Source organism: Rhodococcus sp. FG69, from assembly GCF_057808915.1.
In genome coordinates, this window is sequence record NZ_JBMDIX010000029.1 from 1 (window position 1) to 19,190 (window position 19,190).

At 62.6% G+C, this 19,190-nt stretch carries 21 protein-coding genes and 1 tRNA gene; 12 read left to right on the forward strand and 10 right to left on the reverse strand.

Features of this window, described 5'->3' with window-relative positions; genetic code table 11:
* The coding region (locus tag ACODSO_RS20420; protein ID WP_489038549.1) for an acetyl-CoA C-acyltransferase at window positions 1-696 on the forward strand (696 nt) is incomplete at its 5' end.
* A 101-nt stretch (window positions 697-797) separates the two neighbouring features.
* Window positions 798-1,289: an SRPBCC family protein gene (locus ACODSO_RS20425; RefSeq protein WP_489038550.1), complete on the forward strand. Its 492-nt coding sequence runs from the start codon at window positions 798-800 to the stop codon at window positions 1,287-1,289.
* A gap of 8 nt (window positions 1,290-1,297) precedes the next feature.
* Here ACODSO_RS20425 and ACODSO_RS20430 read toward each other — a convergent pair whose 3' ends face one another.
* The gene (locus ACODSO_RS20430) at window positions 1,298-1,975 is read right to left on the reverse strand and encodes a DNA alkylation repair protein (RefSeq protein ID WP_489038615.1); all 678 of its coding nucleotides are present in this window, start codon (window positions 1,973-1,975) and stop codon (window positions 1,298-1,300) included.
* 5 nt (window positions 1,976-1,980) lie between these two features.
* Entirely contained in the window at window positions 1,981-2,490 is a 510-nt protein-coding gene (locus tag ACODSO_RS20435) for a VOC family protein (protein ID WP_489038551.1), read from the reverse strand.
* Window positions 2,491-2,570: 80 nt separating this feature from the next.
* Between ACODSO_RS20435 and ACODSO_RS20440 the strand changes: the two genes are divergently transcribed.
* Together ACODSO_RS20440 and ACODSO_RS20445 are read left to right on the forward strand one after the other, a co-directional pair.
* Window positions 2,571-3,044 carry a MarR family winged helix-turn-helix transcriptional regulator gene (locus ACODSO_RS20440; RefSeq protein ID WP_489038552.1) on the forward strand — a complete coding sequence of 158 codons (474 nt, stop codon included), beginning with the start codon at window positions 2,571-2,573 and terminating at the stop codon, window positions 3,042-3,044.
* A gap of 64 nt (window positions 3,045-3,108) precedes the next feature.
* A complete protein-coding gene (locus ACODSO_RS20445; RefSeq protein ID WP_489038553.1) occupies window positions 3,109-3,261 on the forward strand; it encodes a hypothetical protein in 153 nt (50 codons plus the stop codon).
* A gap of 4 nt (window positions 3,262-3,265) precedes the next feature.
* Here ACODSO_RS20445 and ACODSO_RS20450 read toward each other — a convergent pair whose 3' ends face one another.
* Entirely contained in the window at window positions 3,266-3,553 is a 288-nt protein-coding gene (locus ACODSO_RS20450; RefSeq protein ID WP_489038555.1) for a hypothetical protein, read from the reverse strand.
* Between the two features lie 57 nt (window positions 3,554-3,610).
* Here ACODSO_RS20450 and ACODSO_RS20455 point away from each other — a divergent pair, with 57 nt between their 5' ends.
* The 3 genes from ACODSO_RS20455 to ACODSO_RS20465 are packed head-to-tail and all read left to right on the forward strand — an operon-like array spanning window position 3,611 to window position 4,738.
* Complete coding sequence (locus ACODSO_RS20455) at window positions 3,611-3,940, forward strand: ArsR/SmtB family transcription factor (protein WP_489038556.1); 330 nt, start codon at window positions 3,611-3,613, stop codon at window positions 3,938-3,940.
* Window positions 3,937-4,326 (forward strand): VOC family protein, encoded by a 390-nt coding sequence (locus ACODSO_RS20460; RefSeq protein WP_489038557.1) that lies wholly within the window; start codon window positions 3,937-3,939, stop codon window positions 4,324-4,326. The genes ACODSO_RS20455 and ACODSO_RS20460 overlap by 4 nt, the downstream gene beginning before the upstream one ends.
* A 22-nt stretch (window positions 4,327-4,348) precedes the next feature.
* Window positions 4,349-4,738 carry an MmcQ/YjbR family DNA-binding protein gene (locus ACODSO_RS20465; protein WP_489038558.1) on the forward strand — a complete coding sequence of 130 codons (390 nt, stop codon included), beginning with the start codon at window positions 4,349-4,351 and terminating at the stop codon, window positions 4,736-4,738.
* On the opposite strand, the gene ACODSO_RS20470 is transcribed toward ACODSO_RS20465, so the two are convergent.
* From ACODSO_RS20470 to ACODSO_RS20480, 3 genes are all read right to left on the reverse strand, one after another.
* On the reverse strand, window positions 4,633-5,637 hold the full coding sequence (locus tag ACODSO_RS20470; RefSeq protein ID WP_489038559.1) for a TIGR03619 family F420-dependent LLM class oxidoreductase: 1,005 nt from the start codon (window positions 5,635-5,637) through the stop codon (window positions 4,633-4,635). The two genes, ACODSO_RS20465 and ACODSO_RS20470, sit on opposite strands and share 106 nt — an antisense overlap.
* Window positions 5,638-5,721: 84 nt before the next feature.
* Window positions 5,722-6,276, reverse strand: coding sequence for a cysteine hydrolase family protein (locus ACODSO_RS20475; RefSeq protein WP_489038561.1), 555 nt, complete (start codon window positions 6,274-6,276; stop codon window positions 5,722-5,724).
* A gap of 46 nt (window positions 6,277-6,322) precedes the next feature.
* Window positions 6,323-10,345 carry a bifunctional nitrate reductase/sulfite reductase flavoprotein subunit alpha gene (locus tag ACODSO_RS20480; RefSeq protein ID WP_489038616.1) on the reverse strand — a complete coding sequence of 1,341 codons (4,023 nt, stop codon included), beginning with the start codon at window positions 10,343-10,345 and terminating at the stop codon, window positions 6,323-6,325.
* 275 nt (window positions 10,346-10,620) lie between these two features.
* Here ACODSO_RS20480 and ACODSO_RS20485 point away from each other — a divergent pair, with 275 nt between their 5' ends.
* A complete protein-coding gene (locus ACODSO_RS20485) occupies window positions 10,621-11,223 on the forward strand; it encodes a PadR family transcriptional regulator (protein WP_489038562.1) in 603 nt (200 codons plus the stop codon).
* Between the two features lie 8 nt (window positions 11,224-11,231).
* A complete protein-coding gene (locus ACODSO_RS20490; protein ID WP_489038563.1) occupies window positions 11,232-12,719 on the forward strand; it encodes an MFS transporter in 1,488 nt (495 codons plus the stop codon).
* Window positions 12,720-12,728: 9 nt separating this feature from the next.
* Here the strand turns inward: ACODSO_RS20490 and ACODSO_RS20495 are convergent, their stop codons facing one another.
* The gene (locus ACODSO_RS20495) at window positions 12,729-13,451 is read right to left on the reverse strand and encodes a GAF and ANTAR domain-containing protein (protein ID WP_489038564.1); all 723 of its coding nucleotides are present in this window, start codon (window positions 13,449-13,451) and stop codon (window positions 12,729-12,731) included.
* A 117-nt stretch (window positions 13,452-13,568) separates the two neighbouring features.
* Complete coding sequence (locus tag ACODSO_RS20500) at window positions 13,569-14,030, reverse strand: cupin domain-containing protein (protein WP_489038565.1); 462 nt, start codon at window positions 14,028-14,030, stop codon at window positions 13,569-13,571.
* 114 nt (window positions 14,031-14,144) lie between these two features.
* Between ACODSO_RS20500 and ACODSO_RS20505 the strand changes: the two genes are divergently transcribed.
* Window positions 14,145-14,594, forward strand: coding sequence for a universal stress protein (locus ACODSO_RS20505; protein WP_489038566.1), 450 nt, complete (start codon window positions 14,145-14,147; stop codon window positions 14,592-14,594).
* Window positions 14,595-14,607: 13 nt separating this feature from the next.
* Here ACODSO_RS20505 and ACODSO_RS20510 read toward each other — a convergent pair.
* Together ACODSO_RS20510 and ACODSO_RS20515 are read right to left on the reverse strand one after the other, a co-directional pair.
* A tRNA-Ile gene (locus ACODSO_RS20510) sits at window positions 14,608-14,681 on the reverse strand.
* Between the two features lie 68 nt (window positions 14,682-14,749).
* A complete protein-coding gene (locus ACODSO_RS20515) occupies window positions 14,750-16,885 on the reverse strand; it encodes a molybdopterin-dependent oxidoreductase (protein WP_489038567.1) in 2,136 nt (711 codons plus the stop codon).
* Between the two features lie 220 nt (window positions 16,886-17,105).
* Between ACODSO_RS20515 and ACODSO_RS20520 the strand changes: the two genes are divergently transcribed.
* The gene (locus ACODSO_RS20520; protein ID WP_068374926.1) at window positions 17,106-18,233 is read left to right on the forward strand and encodes an NDMA-dependent alcohol dehydrogenase; all 1,128 of its coding nucleotides are present in this window, start codon (window positions 17,106-17,108) and stop codon (window positions 18,231-18,233) included.
* A gap of 108 nt (window positions 18,234-18,341) precedes the next feature.
* Entirely contained in the window at window positions 18,342-19,154 is an 813-nt protein-coding gene (locus tag ACODSO_RS20525; protein WP_489038568.1) for a serine hydrolase domain-containing protein, read from the forward strand.
* The last annotated feature ends 36 nt before the right edge of the window (window positions 19,155-19,190 follow it).

The window sequence follows — 19,190 nt, forward strand, 5'->3', positions numbered from 1 at the left end:
GAGGGTGCGGTGGCGTGTAGTCGTGAGGAGCAGGATGCGTTTGCGGCGGCGTCGCATCAGCGTGCGGCTGCGGCGTGGAAGAACGGGGTGTTCGACGATGAGGTGGTGCCGGTAGAGGTTCCGCAGCGTAAGGGTGATCCGGTGGTGTTTGCGCAGGATGAGGGGATCCGCGGGGATACGACGGTGGAGTCGTTGGGGAGGTTGCGTCCGGCGTTCAGTGCGTCGGGGACGATCACGGCGGGTAATGCGTCGACGATCAATGATGGTGCGTGTGCGGTGGTGGTGATGAGTCGGGCGAAGGCGGAGAGTTTGGGGCTCGAGTGGTTGGCGGAGATCGGTGCGCATGGGGTGGTGGCGGGTCCGGATTCGTCGTTGCAGTCGCAGCCGGCGCGGGCGATTGTGAAGGCGTGTGCGCGGGAGGGGATCGATCCGGTGGATTTGGATGTGGTGGAGATCAACGAGGCGTTTGCTGCGGTGGGTATTGCGTCGATGCGTGAGTTGGGTATCGCGGAGGATCGGGTCAATGTCAATGGTGGTGCGATTGCGATCGGGCATCCGTTGGGGATGTCGGGTGCGCGGATTGCGTTGCATGTGGCATTGGAGTTGGCGCGGCGTGGTGGTGGTGTCGGTGCGGCGGCGTTGTGTGGTGGCGGTGGTCAGGGTGATGCACTGATCCTGCGAGTCCCCAAGAAGTAGAAGTCGTCGCAGTGGCCGGACCGACCGAACGCACACCGACGCTCTCTGATCTGATGGGGCGGACCATTCACGCGACGATGTCCCCGGAAAGGGGTTGTTCGATGGCTCGCTTTCGCTTGCAGCCGGTATCCGACCACAGCATTTTCGAGACGGCGAAGTACACCTACACGTACACGCTGGACCTCGCGGCGGATGCGGACACCGTCTGGGCCGGCCTCACGGCAGACCAGCCGTTGGCGTGGTGTTCGGCGTTGAAGGGGCAGTACACCTCCGGCCGCCCGTTCGGGAGCGGAACTACTCGCAACGTCGTCGTCGCTCGGCTCCTGCGCTTGAACGAGCGGTTCTTCGAATGGGATGAGAGCAATCGGCGTCATTCGTTCTACGTCGAGAGTGCGAGCCTGCCGCTCTTCGGAGTGTTTGCGGAGGACTACCAGATCACTCCTACCGCGACCGGCTGTCGGTTCGTCTGGCGTTTCGCCTTGGAGGCCAGGCCTGGCCTGGGGGTCCTGTTGGCCGTGACTCAACCACTGAACAAGAAGGTCCTTCTCGACGGTTTGGTGCGCGACACGATCGCCCACTTCGGGCGTGCGTGACCTGCGGGTCAGGATCGCCGGCTCACCATTTCGTTGATCCAGGTCGGAGCGAAGGGTGAAGTGCAGTTCGGGGGCGTTGGGTAGTCCTCGAGCACCTTCAACCGTTCCCCGATGTCGAGTGCGCGAGCCCGGAGGTCGGCGTGCTCGATGCCGATCTGCGCGAGGCAATGGTTTATCGCCCACTGCAAGCGGTCGGGTGCGTCTTTCATGTCTGACTCGATGACGTCGAGTAGCGATGAAAGGTCAAGACCGTCGGGACGTTTCGCGACTCGATCCGTCGTCAGCGCCCAACCGGCGCTGGCGACGGCCGCATCCGGATCATCGATCCACAGTAGGCGTAGTTCCTCCGAATGCGGATTCTTCTTCACTGCGTAATTGACGAGCCAGTCGTGCACCTTCGGAGTGCGTGCGTCCCGAATCATGGAGTCCAACTCGTCACGCTCGTACAGCTTGGGGCGACAGATCAGCAGCGCCAGGAGTCTCGCTGCGGTGTCTTCGGTGGCCCACAACGCGCGTGCAAGTTCGTGCTGGGTCTTCAATCGCCTGGCGATCGCGCGCAGCGCGCTGAGATTCACACCGTGGTCGTCACCGTGCTTGGCATTGACCTGTCGGAACTTGGGGTCGTCGAGCGAGGCCAACTCCGCCAGCAACTCGGTGACCGTCGGCCCGATGTCCTGCCCCGGAATGCCCTTCACAGCACGTGATTTCCGTACATCTCGCCGAGCGGATCGGCAATCAGTTCGATGCGGGCGCCGTCGGGGTCGCGGAAATAGAGCGATACCTCGCTGTGCTCGGCCAGTTCGATGCCGGCATCGATCAACTTGGCGCGCAGCTTCTCCCAGCGGTCCGGTTCGACGCTGATTGCTACGTGGTGCAGTCCGCCGAGTACTTCCTGATACGGCCCGACGTCCAACCCCGGAAAGTCGAAGAATGCGAGGAGGTTGCCATGGCCGATGTCGAAGAAGAAGTGCGACGACCCCGGGTAGTCGCGGTTCTCGATCAATTCCGTCAGCGGGAACTCCAACACGCCCTGATAGAACTCCACCGTTCGCTGGACGTCACTGCTGATCAGTGCCGTGTGGTGCAGTCCGCGCGCGGACGATGTCGGACGTTCACTCTTGGGAACTAGATACTGGGCCTTGATTCGTTCGCGTTCGTTCGCGTGATGCAGGGAACGTCGGTTCTCGTCTGTCGTGCTCATGGCCGAACTCCTCGTGGTGGCGCGCTCCGGGCAGCGCGGATAGTTGCCGTGTCAATTATATGACGAATATGCTTTCGGTCATGAACGCGACGCGATGGCTCGAACCTCACGAGCAGCACGCCTGGCGCGCGTACCTCGAAGCGACACGGCTCCTCGTTCGCACGCTGGACAACCAACTGATCCGTGACGCCGGCATCTCGTTCAGCGATTTCGAGTTGCTCGTCGTGTTGTCCGAGGCGCCGGAACGACGGCTCCGCATGAGTGAACTGGCGGATGCTGTCACCACCACCCGAAGCGGGGTTACTCGTGCAACCAGCCGCTTGGTGGACGCCGGCTGGGTTGTTCGCGTCAAGTTCGAAGACGACAAGCGCGGAATGTCCGCCGCGCTGACCGATGCCGGTATGGCAAAGCTGACGGCGGCCAGCCCGGGTCACGTAGCAGCCGTGCGGGAGAACATGTTCGATCTCCTTTCGGTGGACGATGTCGACGCGATCGGCCGAGGCTATCAGCGAATGCGCGAGCACATGTCCGGTAGATCGGGAACCGCCCGCTGAAGCATCGAACCCGCCACGTATGCCGAGCCTCCGGGCGCCGAATATCGGTCTAAGCTCGGATGCTGTGGAGTGGGGCGATGGTCTACAGCTGGCGGCAATCGTTCTGCTGTGCGGGGTGGGGGCGTGCCTGATCGTGGTGGGCGCATATGGATCGGGCGGGCTGATGTTCGCCGCGTCGGCCTTCTGGTTCTGGCGGTTGTACCGAACAGGAGAGTGACCGGCTAGCTTTCCGGGCGTGGGACTTCGGTTTCCCATCGAGCACGCCGCTCGTCGTCGGTTTGTTCCCACCAGGGTGTACCTCGTTCGCCTAGGGCGACTTTGGCTGCTTGTACACCGGCTCGCGACTCTGGCGCGCCGTTCGTCACGCGGACGTCGCGCCTCCAGGCCATCAAGATCGATCGCAATTCGGCGCCCCGTTCCTCTGGGATGGCGGGGTCGGTCGCACGCCAACGGCGGCCTTCGATCACGATGTATCGTCCGTCGTCGCTGTACTCGGGTTGCTCGGCCATGACTCCGACGTTAGCCGTCCATTGACATGCAAGCAGTTACTTGCCTATTGTCCATGTATGCCCGAGGAGCCGGGAGTCGCCGAGTTGTTCAAAGCCTTGTCCGACCCGACCCGTCGAGTGATCCTCGACGAGTTGGTTCTCAGGGACGAGCAGACATTGTTCGAGCTGTGCACCAGGTTGATCTCGATACACGGCATGTCCTCGTCGAGGCAAGCGGTCTCGCAGCACTTGGATGTCCTCGAAGCGGCGGGGCTCGTCCGAGTGGAACGTAAGGGCCGCTACAAGTTTCACTTTCTCGACACCGCGCCGCTTGCACGTATCGCCGAGAGATGGACCTCCCCGAATCACCCTGAACCGAATCACACTGAGCCGAAGGAACTGTTATGAAGATCTACATCTCCAGTCTGATGGTCACCGATCAGAACAAAGCCCGTGACTTCTACACCGAGATCCTCGGTTTCGTGGTCAAGCACGAGATTCCTTTGGGGGAACACTCGTGGCTCACCCTGGTGAGCCCCGGCAACGAGGACGGCCCGGAACTCGGACTCGAACCGGCCGAGCATCCTGCAGTCAAGCCGTTCCGGGATGCGCTCATGGAAGACGGCATTCCCGCAACCTCGTTCGCCGTCGAGGACGTGTACGCCGAATACGAACGTCTCCTCGCTCTCGGCGTCGTGTTCACTCAGAAGCCAACCGAGATGGGCCCGGTCACGGTTGCGACGTTCGACGACACCTGTGGCAACCTCATTCAGATTTCCAGCTACGCCGGCTAGGTACGCGCACTATCCTCGAGCCATGGCGACGCTGGACGACGTGGAACGATTGGTGAGCGAGCTGCCCGAGGTGTCCACCGGTACAAGCTACGGAAACAGAGCATGGTCGGTCGGCGGCAAAGTCTTCGCGTGGGAGCGGCCGTTCAGCAAAGCTGATATCAAGCGATTCGGGGACGAGTCGCCTCCGTCGGGACCGATTCTGGGAATCCGCACCGAGGATCTGGGGGACAAGGAAGCGATCCTGACGGCGCATCCGAAATCATGCTTCACGATAAGCCATTTCGACGGCTTCTCGGCGGTCCTGGTTCAGGTGGAAGCTGCGGACACAGAGGAGCTACGCGAACTGCTCACCGATGGTTGGCTGGTCTTCGCGCCCGCGGCGGTGGCCACGGCCTTCCTGGGCGACCGGTGATCCGACAGACCGATCTGAAGTAACTCTGCCAACTCGGACGCGACGTCGATCGCTTCGTTCACCGAACCTGTCGAATAGTGGAGATCGAAAAACACTCCGTCCACACCGTCTGCAGCCAGGGTGTCGACCGTGGATCTCAGCGAGTGGAGACTCTGTCCCGCTTCGACATTGACGCGTGTATCTCGTCGCAGTACATCCGGATCTCGTCCGGCATCGACCGCGGCAGACCGTGCACACGACCACAGGTGGGCCACATACTCGGCAGGCATGCCCCACAAGTTGATCCAGCCGGCGGCGCGTCTACCGATTCGACGTAGAGCCGCGACGCTGAATCCAGCAAGCATGATCGGCGGGCCGCCGGGCTGGGTCGGTCGGAGATCGACTGCGGACAGCGGAATGTCGAAGTGTTTTCCGTGGTACTCGACGGGATTCGTGGTCCACAGCACATGCAGAGCGTCGAGTGTCTCGTCGAGTCGTTGCGCTTTGCCTGTCCACGGCAGTCCGAGGGCGAGATACTCGTCCCGCATCCACCCCAGCCCCAGTCCGAGCGTCAGCCGACCCTGGGCGACGGCGTCGAGACTGCTGACCGAACGAGCGAAGAGCAGAGGGTGATGCCACGTCGCATTGACCGTGCTGGTGGCCAGGCGGACATGGTCGGTGGCGACTGCCGCTGCCGTCAGCGCGACGAACGGGTCGAGTGCCGCAGTGAATTCGGGTGGATATGGATTCTGCGGTGTGCCACCCACCGGGTACAGGTCAGTGGGGTGCAGCGGAGTGAGCACTCGGTCGCCGACCCACAGAGAGCGATAGCCGAGCTGTTCTGCCGTGTGTGCGAATTCGGCGACCCGGCTGCCATCGCAGTGCGGGCCGAGCTGGGGCAAGCAGATTCCGATATCCATGACGAGCCTTCCTTCGAACGACGGATGTGTCGTTCGAAGACAGTGCCCGGGCGTCCTTGTCGTCCGCTTGGAGTCGACTTGGATCTACCGATCGAAACGGATGTCCTCGGCCCGTATCGCGCCGGTCGTCCTGCCCGGAGCTCGCTGATTGTCCCAGTACAGGTTGGTGTGCGCGATGACCTGCGCCGGAGGGGGAGCGCCCCACTTGCTCAGGTCCTCGGTTGTGTGCGCATCGCTGACGAGAGTGGCGTCGTAGCCGCGGGCGAGGGCGCCGTGCAATGTGCTGCGGATACAGAAATCGGTTTGTGCACCGGCTACCACGAGTGCGCCGACGGCCAGCTCGGCGAGGACGGATTCAAGCTCGGTTTCCTCGAACGAGTCGCCGAACGTCTTGTGGATCAGGGGTTCGGAAGGGTCTCTGGTGAGCTCGGGAACGTATTCCCACCCCGCCGACCCCAGGGCCAGCTCCTCGGACGAATGTTGGATCCATACGATCGGAACTGCCGCCGTTCGCGCCTTCGCAACCAGTTCGGCGATTCGCGACACAACGGCGTCGGACTCGATCGAGGAGGCCATGACATCGTTCTGGACATCGACTACGAGCAATGCTGTGTTCGGACGGTCGATCAGTGTGGTCATGGAGGCGACACTAGTCACCTCGCGGACACTGCGTCACTCGCTTACCTCAGTACACGTCCCGGACGTACCGCTTCTCGGCCGAGAGGGCCCTCACGTACGCCTCGGCGCTCGACGGGGCGAGCTTTCCGTGTTGAGCGACAATGCCTTTCAGTGCGTTGTCGACGTCCTTGGCCATGCGCGTCGCGTCGCCGCACACGTAGAAGTGAGCCCCCTGCTGGAGCCATTTCCACACCTCTGCGCCGTTCTCGGTCATTCGATCCTGCACGTAGACCTTCGATGATTGGTCACGTGAGAACGCCACATCGAGACGCGCCAGAGATCCACCGTCGAGCATGCTCGTCAGTTCGTCGCGATAGTAGAAATCGGTTGCCGCATGCTGCTCGCCGAAGAACAGCCAGTTCGGTCCTGAGTGGCCGAGTGCGCGTCGCTCATGGAGGAACGCCCGGAATGGCGCCACGCCGGTTCCTGGCCCCACCATGATCATGGGTACGGCCGGATCCTCGGGTGGCTTGAAGTGCGACGACTTCTGCACGAAGATCCCGACGTCCTCGCCCGCGGCGTGATCGGCCAGATACGTCGAGCACACCCCACGCCGCGGCACGCCGTGCACGTTGTAGCGCACGGTCGATACCGTCAACTGCACCTCGTTCGGATTCTCCTTGGGGCTCGAAGAGATCGAATACAGTCGCGGTTGAAGAGGTTTCAGTACCGTCAGCCAGTCGTCGACGCCGGCGCGCACCGGCGCATGGGTCAGGACGTCGATGGATTGACGTCCCCACACCCAATCCGCCAACGCGCCCTTGTTCTCGGGCATCAGCAGCCGCTCGAGATCTGCGTCCCGGGTGCGAGTTTGGACGAATCGGAGAAGGTCGGGTGTTGCCTTGGCGATCTCGAGCCGATCGCGCAGTGCCAACCGGAGCGGCATCGACTCATGCCCCGCGATGTCGACGACGGTGTCTCCACCCAGCCCGGTCGCTTGGAGCCATTCGTCGACGAGCGCATCGCTGTTGCGCGGCCACACACCAAGAGCGTCGCCGGCCTCGTAGCTCAGTGTGCCCTCGGGAAGGTGAAAACCGAACTGGCGCACGTCTTTCGTCGACCCGGGCGCGTTCAGCGGAGTGTTGCGCACGAGCGCGGTGGGAAGGGGTGCCTTCTTGCCGTACGTGGTGGCGGCTGGAAGACGAGACTGCGCGAGTGCCGTGCTGGGGGCGTCGGACGGCGCTAGCTTCGAGAGCACCCGCTCGAGCCACGTCGACGACGCTTCCTCGTGGTCCGGCTCGCAGTCCACGCGGCCGACGAGTCGCGCGGCGCCGAGTTCGGCGAATCGACTGTCGAGGCGTCGACCGTTGCCGCAGAAATCGGCATAGCTCGAATCACCGAATGCGAGCACCGAGAACCGGATGCCGCTCAGATCCGGTGCTGAATCACCGGACAGGCCGTCGAGGAACGTCGTCCCGTTGTCGGGCGCTTCACCGTCACCGGTCGTGCTGCTGATCAACAACACGTCGCTGTAGTCGGTCAACTCGGACGGCGAGAAGTCTTCCATGACGTGCTCTCGGACCGTCATCCCGGCGCTTCGGAGCTGTTCGACGCAGCCGAACGCGAATTCCTCGGCGTTACCGGTCTGCGACGCCCACAGGACAAGTACCTGTTTCGTGTCTTCCTGCGCGTCGGGCACTGGGGCGGCTGCGTGCCGAGAGAACAGTCCGGCGAGCATCCCTTCGAGCCATGCCTGAGTCTCCGTCGACAGCGGCGTGGATGCCGGCAGCGTAGGTACACCCGGGGAGGCCGCATCAGCTCGTAGACCCGCGAGTAGTCCGGCGATGAAACGCTGCTCGACGACCGGAAGGGGCAGGGGAGGGCCTGCGCACTCGCCGACGAGCTCGGCGAGTGCGTCGATCGGCGACATGGATGTCGTGGACACTCCGGGATTCGATGTCGGTTGTGCAGCAGCTACTTTCGTCAACGTCACAGCGCACACTTTGAACTCCGGCTGCTGCGAGAGCGGATCGATGGCGTCGTTGGTGACCGCATTGATCGACAGGTATTCGCCGAACAGGTCGTTCCAGTGGAACGGCGCGAAGCAATCTCCCGGTCGGACACGGTCGCTTACGACGGCGGGGAGTACCGCTCGACCACGACGTGACGCAACCTCGATACGGTCACCGGCAGCGATTTCGAGTCGTGTGGCGTCGGTGGGGTGAATCTCGACGAACGGGCCGGGGTTCAGCTTGTTGAGTTTGTCGACCTTTCCCGTTTTGGTCATCGTGTGCCACTGATGTTGCAGGCGCCCGGTGTTGAGCAGGAACGGGTAGTCGTCGTCGGGCATCTCAGCCGGTGCCATCGAGGGGCGGGCGAAGAACTGCGCGCGTCCGGTCGGAGTCGGGAACGACAATTTCGGGACGGTTCCGTCCTCGTGCGTTCGCAGCGTCTGACTGATTCCGTCGTTCAGGTATCTGATCGGGTGCCGGTCGTCGTCGTCGACGTCTTCCGGAGGGCACGGCCACTGCAGTGGCGTGTCGCGCAGACGCGAGTACGTCGCACCGCGCAGGTCGTAGCCGGTGCGAGGGTTGGAGAAGCCCTTGATCTCCTCGAAGATCTCTTCGGCGCTGGAGTACGTGAAGTCCTCTGCATAGCCGAGTTCGCACGCCATCATTGCAATGATCTGCCAGTCCGGCATCGCTTGTCCGGGCGCGTCCACGGCCTTCTGGAACAGGGTGAGTGTGCGTTCGGAGTTGATCATGACGCCCTCGGACTCGGTCCACAGTGAGGCGGGCAGTACGACGTCCGCGTATCCGTTGGTCTCGGTGTCCGCGAATGCGTCCTGAGTGATCACCAATTCGGCACGTTCGAGGCCTGCGATTACAGTTCTTCTATTGGCAACCGAGGCAACGGGATTGGTGCAGATCACCCAGCAGGCCTTGATGTCACCGTCGGCCATCCGTGAAAACAAGTCGATGGTGCCACCGCCGACATCGGTGCGCAACGTCCCGGCGGGGAGATTCCACTTCTCCTCGACGAATGCGCGATCGTCCGCCGACAGGACTGCGCGTTGTCCGGGAAGCCCTGGCCCCATGTACCCCATCTCGCGCCCGCCCATGGCATTCGGTTGCCCGGTGAGGGAGAACGGCCCACTGCCGGTGCGACAGATGGCACCCGTGGCGAGGTGGAGGTTGACCAGTGCATTGGTGTTCCAGGTGCCGTGCGTGGACTGGTTCAGGCCCATTGTCCAGCAACTCATCCAGTTGTCGGACTCGCCGATCCACCGTGCGGCAGTGCGAATCGACTCCTCCGGTATACCGGTCTTTGCGCTGACCAGTCTCGGTGTGTAGTCGGGGAGGAAGTCCTCCATGGCGTCCCAGCCATCGGTGAACTCGTCGATGAAATCCTGATCGGTGTGCCCGTTGGCGACGAGCAGGTGGAGAAGACCGTTGAGCAGATCGAGATCGGTTCCGGGTGCGATCTGCAGGTGAAGGTGGGCTTTGTCCGCGGTGGCGTTTCGGCGGGGGTCGACGACGATCAACTTGGCGCCCTGCTTGACACGGTCCATCATTCGTAGGAACAGAATCGGATGGCAGTCGGCCATGTTGGCGCCGGTCACCAAGAAGACGTCGGCGTGATCGAAGTCGTCGTACGACCCGGGTGGGCCGTCCGCCCCGAGCGACAACTTGTATCCGGTGCCTGCACTGGCCATGCACAAGCGTGAATTCGATTCGATCTGGTTGGTGCCGATGAACCCTTTCGCGAGCTTGTTCGAGAGGTATTGCGCCTCGAAGGACATCTGTCCCGACACATAGAGACCGAGCGCGTCCGGACCGTGTTCGTCGAGGATTGCTCGCAGCTTCTTCGCGGTACTGGCGATGGTCGACGCGGTGTCGGCTGATTCGAAGTCGTCGCCTCGGGAAGCGCGGGTTCGGGCGGTCTCGAGTCGGCCCGGTGCCGCGAGCATGTCCGAGGTGGTCGATCCCTTCGTGCACAGGCGCCCGAGGTTGGTGGGATGTGATTTGTCGCCGACGGATTTGACGACGGTCGCGGGCTCGTCGGGACGCTTGCTGATCTGCAACGTCATTCCGCAGCCGACACCGCAGTACGCGCACACCGTCTTGACGGTGTCCACGCCGGTCTCGACTGTTCCTGTTCCCACGACACCCACCATCCTCAGCGCAGGATTCGAGTCGATGACACGTCCGTTAGCCCGACGTGACGTTGTCCTCACCGTCAGTCCTGAACGCCCGTGATGTTTTCGGAGTTTCACCCAAGGTGCAACCGACAGAATGTGACGAATAGGACATATGCGCTGGTCAGGGCTTTGACATCCGCGACTAGTCGTGTGAGAGTAGTCGCGTGTCGTCCATCCGCCTGTACATCCTCGGGTCCCTCGCTCAGCGAGGAGAGATGCATGGACATCAACTCAAGCTGCTGGCCGAGGAAGAACGCGTTCATATGTGGACCGACATCTCGGTGGGGAGCCTCTACGGGGCATTGAAGCGCCTGCATTCGGAGGCTCTGATCACCGACGTTCGGACCGAACAAGAGGGGAACTTCCCGGCGCGGCAGGTGTACGCAATCACCGAGTCCGGCCGTCGAGCCCTCGACGCGCTGCGACTCGAAGGCTTGACCGGTTACGTTCTGCGTCCAGATCCATTCGATCTAGCGCTCACCAGGCTCGATCCGGATCGTCTCGACCGACTTCCAGAGCTCATCGCGGCCAGAGTCGACCTGTTGAAAGAACTGTTGCGCACGACCCGGGAAGCGAATTCCCGGGCACGCCCGCACCTGTCCCTCGCCGAGACCTTCGCGCTCGAACATCGCGAGAAGCGTCTTGTGGCCGAGATCGAATGGCACGACAGCCTCGTCCAGGCATTGCCGAACGTGGTAGAGGACGAGCGCACTCGGACGCACTTCCCGCAACCACACTTCCCGCACCCGCACCGACCGAAGGACTGACACACACCATGACCGAGTCCATCCCCCGCACGTCCGCACCTGGTGTGGAGGTGCCCCGTCGGGCTTGGCAGGCGCTGATTGTGCTGCTGCTCGGTATGTTCATGGCGCTTCTCGACACGACGATCGTGAACGTAGCGCTGCCTACCATCGAGACGAGTCTCGACGCGTCCGAGGCGACGCTGTCGTGGATCATCTCCGGTTACGCTCTTGCGTTCGGCCTTGCCCTGATACCCGCGGGCAAGATCGGTGATCGCGTCGGGCACAAGTGGGTCTTCTTCGCAGGCCTCGCGCTGTTCACCGTCGCCAGCTTCGCATGTGGTCTGGCACAGAACGACCTTCAACTGGTGATCGCAAGAATCGTCCAGGGACTTGCTGGCGGCATCTTCGTCCCCGCCGTCACCGCGTTCATCCAGCTGCTGTTTCCCGGCCAGGTGCGTGGCAAAGCCTTCGCCATCATGGGCGCCGTCATCGGAGTGTCCACGGCACTCGGACCGATCGCAGGCGGATTGATCATCGAGGCGTTCGGCAACGAAAACGGCTGGCGCGGCGTCTTCTGGGTGAATCTGCCGATCGGTGCGGTAGGCCTGATTGCCGCTGCCTTCCTGCTACCGAACCGGTCGGAGATCGAGTCCGAGACCCGGTCCGAAACCGGCATCGACTGGGTGGGACTCCTGCTCGTCACCGCAGGACTTGTTGCGCTGTTGGTTCCGCTGATCGAGGGACAGGATCAGGGTTGGCCGGTGTGGACGTACATCACCCTCGCCGCCGGTGCACTGCTCATCGCAGCCTTCGGCGCCTGGGAGGTTCGATACACCAAGCGCGGGCACAACCCATTGGTTCCCCCGAAGCTCTTCGCGCATCCCGCGTTCACCGGCGGCACGATCCTGGCCCTGGTGTACTTCGCGTCCTTCACCAGCATCTTCTTCACTCTGTCGTTGCTGTGGCAGTCCGGGCTCGGCAACTCGGCGCTGTCGTCGGGCGCCGTGATGCTTCCGTTCGCCATCGGCAGCATCATCGCCTCCTCGCAGAGCAACAAGCTCACTCAACGACTTGGTCGAACCGTTCTGCTGCTCGGAACGTCCTTGGTGGCCGTCAGTTTGATCTGGATGTGGATTCTGCTCGCCACGACCGATCCGTCCGAGCTGACCAACTGGAAGCTGTTGGTGCCGTTGTTGATCGGAGGACTGGGCAACGGCGCGTTCATCGCGCCGAACGCGCAGTTCATCGTCGCAACGGTCGATCGGCAGGACGCGGGTGCCGCCAGCGGCGTCATCTCGACGATGCAGCGCATCGGTAGTGCTGTCGGCATCGCCGTCATCGGGAGCGTGCTGTTCGGGTCTCTGAACATCACTGGACCCGACACTGTCGCAAGCGGATTCATGCATGCGGCATCGGTCGCGATGGCAGTCAGCGCGTCGTTCGGTGTGGTGGCGCTGCTGCTGGTGTTCGCGCTTCCCAAGCGCGTCGACGCGCCAGGGCCGCCTGCGCGAGAGTGAAGCGAATCGCTAAGCGAGGCTGCGCTTGTGTGCTTCCACGACAGACGTTGCGAGCGCCGCGATCTTGACGTTCATGTCCTGAGAAGTCTTGCGTAGCATTTCGAATGCTTGATCGTCGGACACGTCGTGCATCGCCATCATCAGTCCGATGGCCTTGCCGATCTCACGGTTGCTTTGGAGACCATGGCGCAGGGTGTTTGCCTCTTCACCGGAGATGATTGCCGACACCGTCACGGCCGCGAACGCCGTCAACATGATGGCGTGGTCGGCGGTGTCGGAATCGAATGCGCCCGGTGTGTCACTGAACAGGTTGATCGCGCCGACCTTCTTCTGGTCGAGCATCAAACGGAATCCCATGGCTCCACGAACCGGCGTGCGCGTGACGACACCTCTCGCCAGAGCAGGCCACGCACTGGGCGAAAGGAAATCCGATTCGATCTGCGCCGCCTCGTTCTCGATTGCGTCGAGGCACGGTCCTTCGCCCGTTGCACGTTCGATGTCGTCGACGGTACGGGCAACTTGATCGGACGCCGCGACAGTCAGCGGCTGACCCCGGTTGACGAGCATCAGGCTGGCATGGTCACAACCCGGCACGAGCAGAGTCGCCGCCACACAGATGGCCGTGTAGATCTCTTCTGCGCTGGAGCCTCGATAGACGATGTCCGCCAATGCTGCAAAGACGGTCGCGGGATCGGCAGACGCTGTCGCGCTTGCCAGCGATTTTTCCTCCATGGATACTCCGTTCGGGTCGATGCGAAGGCCCATAACGGCATGTTGCGCCGCTCTGGACTGGGAAATATGCCAGCCTTCGACCAATCAGAGTACGCAGTGCTCAGTAGTCGAGGTTCACTAGGCAGTGGCTGCGCACGGTGGGGCTGGTGCATCCTCGGCGAACGGCTTGCCGGGAGGTTCGATGTACGCGGCGTAGAGGACCACCGGAACTGTGCCGAGATTGGTGCCCTCGTGTATGTGATCAGCGCCTACTTCCTCGGCGATGACCTGGCCTGCCGGTGTAGAGACCTGCGTGCAGTCGTGCAGGGTTCTCGTGAGAACGCCCTGCTCGACGAATGCGTAGACCGGACCGTCGTGGTAGTGCCAACCGGTTGTCCCGCCAGGTGCGATCGTGATCTTGCGGGCGGTGAAGTCGGTGCCCGCAATATCGGCGCTACCGGGAATCAGCGGGAAGGACACGTGGGCGAGAGTCTCCGCAGTGACCCCGGACGGCGGTGTCGCCCCGGCAAGCGCGGGGGACAGCCCGGCCACTGCGATACAGCAGAGTCCGACGGTAGCGATTCGGCCAATCGATGTCATCGCGTGTTGCCTCTCGTCAGAGTGCCCCGAACGACACCAGACTAGAACCCGCTCGATCAGGTGGGGTGGGTATCGAATATTTGCTCTTGCGGCCCGCTGAGTAGCCTTTCGTCAATGGATGAATCGCACGCGTTCGAATACGGAGTCGACGGGCCGAAGGTCATTCTTGCCGGAATCGACGGCTCGGAGTCGTCGTGGAAGGCGGCGGCGTACGCGGCGGGACTGTCGAGGCGTCAAGGATCGCTGCTCGTGCTCGTCTATGTACAACCTCTGGCCACCGCAGCATGGGGGCAGGCCGGCATTTCCCTCGTCGAGACCGGCAAGGAGATCGCCGACGAGTTGCTCGCCTACATCGAAAAGGCTGCGGCGCACACCGACGTACCCAAATGGGAATTCCGCACTGCCACAGGAGATCCCTACAACGGAATCGTCGCGGTCGCCGAGGAACTGCGGGCGGATGCCATCGTCGTCGGTGCGTCGGAGCATGCTGGTCACCGAATGTTCGGCTCGGTCGCAGTGAGACTGGTCAAAGCCGGCCGTTGGCCGGTCACCGTTGTTCCGTGAGGACCGAAAGTTGTGGGGCGGGCGGGGCTCGAACCCGCGACCAATGGATTATGAGTCCACGGCTCTAACCGACTGAGCTACCGCCCCATTCTCGCGCGTGGCGAGCGGTTACGAATGCTACCGAATCGCCTGTCGAGGACCCCTCGGAGGGGTCGTCATACGGCCGCGATGGTCACCGGTACCCCGTTGAGGATCGCATTGGCCGACACTGCATCCACTTTCTGCGGATCGGTGATGTCGTTGGCGCTCGCTCCCACCACCGTCGATGCAACCGAGAGTTCGACTCCCTTGCGCTGATGGCCGAATCCGTGCGGCATGCTGACCACGCCCGGCATCATCCGGTCGGTGGCGATCACCTCGATCTCGACCGCTCCCGCAGCCGATGTCACGGCGACAAGCGAGCCGTCCTCGATGCCGCGTGCCGTCAGATCATCGGGATGCGCGAGCAATTGGTGGCGAGGTTTGCCCTTGGTGAGCCGCGGTGCGTTGTGCATCCACGAGTTGTTGCTGCGCAGATGTCGACGACCGATCATCAGCAGTTGCCCGTCGGTCGGGACCTCGGTGGTGGTCATCAGATCGTGCAGCGCGGGGAGTTCGCCGACGATGATGTCCTGTACGAGTTGAATCCGCTTGTTTCGAGTGCGGAGCTTGCGCGGAAGACCGGGCACGAGTGGGCCGAGGTCCACGCCGTGTGGAGACTTCGCGAGCTTCGCGACCGACAGGCCTTTGCGGTGATTGCGAAGTAACACGTCGACGGTTCGGCGGGGAGAGAGGCGCAGGCGAGCCTCGGTGACAATGGATTTGGGGGTCAGGCGCGCACGAAGCGCACCGAGGGTGGACCCTGCGAGGGCCGCCTGATAGCGGACGGCGAGGTCGCGGAAGATCTCCCAATCGGCTTTGGCGCCAGCCTTCCTGGTCAGGACGGCGGGCATGAACTTCGCAGTGTTGCGCACGGCGAAGGCCTGGAAGATCAGGTCGTAGTGGTCGCGTTCGAGGGTCATCGTCGGCGGCAGGATCACGTCCGCGTGTCGGGATGTCTCATTGATGTAGAAGTCGAAGGACACCATGAAGTCCAGCTCTGCGAACGCTCGATCGAGCTTCTCGCCGCCCGGCATCGACAGCACGGGATTGCCGGAGAACACGGCCATCGCCCGGATCCGGCCGTCACCCGGCGTCGTCATCTCGTCCACCATCGTCGAGCACGGAAATTCACCCGCGAACTCCGGCAAGTCACGCACGCGCGAGCGCCACTTGTCGAAGTGACCTCTGCCGACGATGTTCTTCTCGACAAGATCGATGGCGGGATCGGTCAGCATCGCACCGCCGACGCGGTCCAGATTGCCGGTGAGAATGTTGAGCACCTGAATTGCCCACTGGCACACGGTGCCGAACTGCTGCGTGGAGACGCCCATCCGTCCGTACGCGACGGCAGCGTCCGCTGCGGCGAAGTCCATTGCGAGCGTTGTGATGTCCTCGGCGGAGATTCCGACGACGGGCGCCACCGACGCTGGCGTGAAATCGGCAACGAGCGAGGCTATCTCGGCTTCGCCGTCGACGTAGTCCGCGGTTCGTGTCTTGCCCGAGCCGACTATCGAGTTGATCAATGCAAGCAGGAGCAGCGCGTCGGTTCCTGGCCTGACGAAGTGGTGAACGTCCGCAACATCGGCAGTCTCGGACCGGCGAGGGTCGATCACGACCAGCTTGCCCCCTCGTGCCTTGAGGTCACGGACGCGGTTCGCGAAATCGGGCACCGTCATCATCGAGCCGTTCGATGCCATCGGGTTTCCGCCCAGTACGAGGAAGAAGTCGGTTCGGTCGATGTCCGGGATCGGAAGTGCGAGCTGGTGACCGTACAGAAGATGGTTGACGAGTTGGTGGGGAAGCTGGTCCAGGGATGTCGCCGAGTAGCGGTTCTTTGTTCGCAGCATCGACGTGAACGGGATTCCGTGCGTCATCGCGCCAAGGCTGTGCACATTGGGGTTGCCCTGATAGATGCCGACCGCATTGGAACCGTGCTTCTTACGAGTCGACGCCAGACCCTTGGCCACGAGGTCGTAGGCCTCGTCCCATTCGATCTCCTGCCACCCGCTGTCGGTACGACGTACCGGCTTGATCAAGCGATCAGGATCGTCGTGCAGATCGATCAAGGAGACCGCCTTGGGGCAGATGTGTCCACGGGAGAGCGGATCCAGCTTGTCGCCGCGGACGGACGTGACGGTGTTCTCCTCGACGGTGAACTCGAGGCCGCACATCGCCTCGCAGAGATTGCACGAGCCGAACTTGATCGTCATCGAAAAACTCTCCATTCGTCCGTGCGAGCCTAGCGCGGGCACTTGATCGAGCCGAGCGGTATCGATTGCCTCCTCGGCCCAATCCTGGAGCGGTCGGTTCCGAATCCAATCGAAACGGATAGCTAGAACGTGTTCCAATTTTGCGGTTCTGTGACTATCGTCGGATTCACTGCAATCGGCTCGAATGGCGAGCCGGACGGCGTGGAGGTGGCAAGTCGCAATGAAAACCAAAGGCGCTGTGCTGTGGGGTCTGAACGAACGGTGGTCGGTCGAGGAGATCGAGGTCGGGGACCCGGTGGCAGGAGAGGTTCAAATCCGCATGGAGGCAGCGGGCATGTGCCACTCCGACCATCACATCGTCACCGGCGCGACGCCGATGCCGTCGTACCCCGTCATGGGAGGGCACGAAGGGGCCGGGGTCATCACCAAGGTGGGGCCGGAGGTCAAGACCCTGAAGGAGGGCGACCATGTCGTCCTGTCGTTCATCCCGTCGTGCGGCCACTGTCCGGCCTGCGCAAACGGGCATCAAAATCTGTGTGACCTCGGAATGGGCCTTCTGAGTGGAATGGCGATCAGTGACGGCACCTTTCGGATACAGGCTCGCGGCCAAGACGTCATCCCGATGTGCCTGCTCGGCACGTTCTCGCCGTACATGACGGTGCACGAGACCTCCGCCATCAAGATCGACGACGATATTCCTTTCGACGTCGCCTCGCTCGTCGGCTGCGGTGTGCCGACCGGTTGGGGTTCGGCCGTCAACGTCGCCAAGGTGACCCCGGGTGAGACGGTAGCCATCATCGGCGTCGGGGGAGTGGGGCTCAGTGCACTGCAAGGTGCCGTGCAGTCGGGGGCGACCAAGGTCATCGCCATCGATCCTGTTCCGTTCAAACGTGATCAGGCGTTGAAGTTCGGTGCAACTCATGTATTCGCCAGTGCTGCCGAGGCATTGATGCCGCTGATGGAACTCACCGAAGGACGGATGGCGGAGAAGACGATCATCACCGTCGGCGAGATAAAGGGCGAGGACATCGAGGCCGCGCTGCTGCTGACCGCAAAAGCCGGCCGCTGCGTCGTCACCGGAATGGGACGCATGGAGGACATGGACGTCAAGCTGAACTTGTTCCTGTTTACGATGCTTCAGAAGGATCTGCAGGGCGCAATCTTCGGTGGCGGCAACCCGCGCCACGACATCCCGCTTCTGCTGTCGATGTACAAGAGCGGGCAGCTCAACCTCGACGACATGATCACCAACACCTACTCGCTCGACGACATCAACTCCGGATACCAGGACATGCTCGACGGCAAGAACATCCGCGGCGTTATCAAGTACACCGACGCCGACCGGTAGTTCATGCAGTTTCGGTAGTTCACCATCGCTTGAAAGTCACATCCATACGGTCAGGTGGCGTGGGAGGACCATTCAAGCGAAAGGGGGCCACGAACTAGGGTTGTCGATGTGCACAGTCTTGATTTGATCGCAGGTTGGCCAGTCGACAACGCATCGGCGACGGTGGTGTCCGAGGCCGGGGTGGTCGATCGGTACGGCGATCTCGATCGGGTCTACGAGTTGGCATCGGTCACCAAACTGCTCGTCGCGTATGCCGCGTTGGTCGCGATCGAGGAGGAGGCCATCGATCTCGAGCAGCACGCAGGGCCGGACGGATCAACGGTCCGCCATCTGCTCGCGCACACGTCCGGTCTCGCCTTCGGTGAGCAGAAGGTGCAGGCCGCTCCCGGCAGCAAACGCATCTACTCCAGTGCGGGTTTCGAGGTGCTGGCGGACACGATCGCTCAGGACACCGGCATCGCGTTCACGGACTACCTCGACGAGGCGGTGTTTCAACCGCTCGGAATGACCAGTTCCACGCTGCCGGGCTCGGCGGGGCATGGTGCTCGGTCGTCGGCGTCCGATCTGTCCGCGTTCGCTGCCGAACTGCTCGCTCCCACGCTGGTGTCGCCGTCGACCTTCGCCGCGGCCACGTCGGTCCAGTTCGAGGGGCTCTCGGGCATTCTGCCCGGCTATGGATCTCACAAGCCCAACGACTGGGGCCTGGGATTCGAGCTCCGCGACAGCAAGTCGCCGCACTGGACAGGAGCCGACAACTCGGTGCGGACGTTCGGCCACTTCGGCCAGTCGGGAACGTTTCTGTGGGTCGATCCGGATGCGGGCCTGGCGACGGTTGTGCTGACGGATCTCGCGTTCGGTGAATGGGCAAAGCCGCTCTGGCCCGAGCTCTCGGATGAAATTCTGCACAATAACCCCAGGTGAACCAGCAAGAACAAAAGAGCACTGGCGCAACAGGGG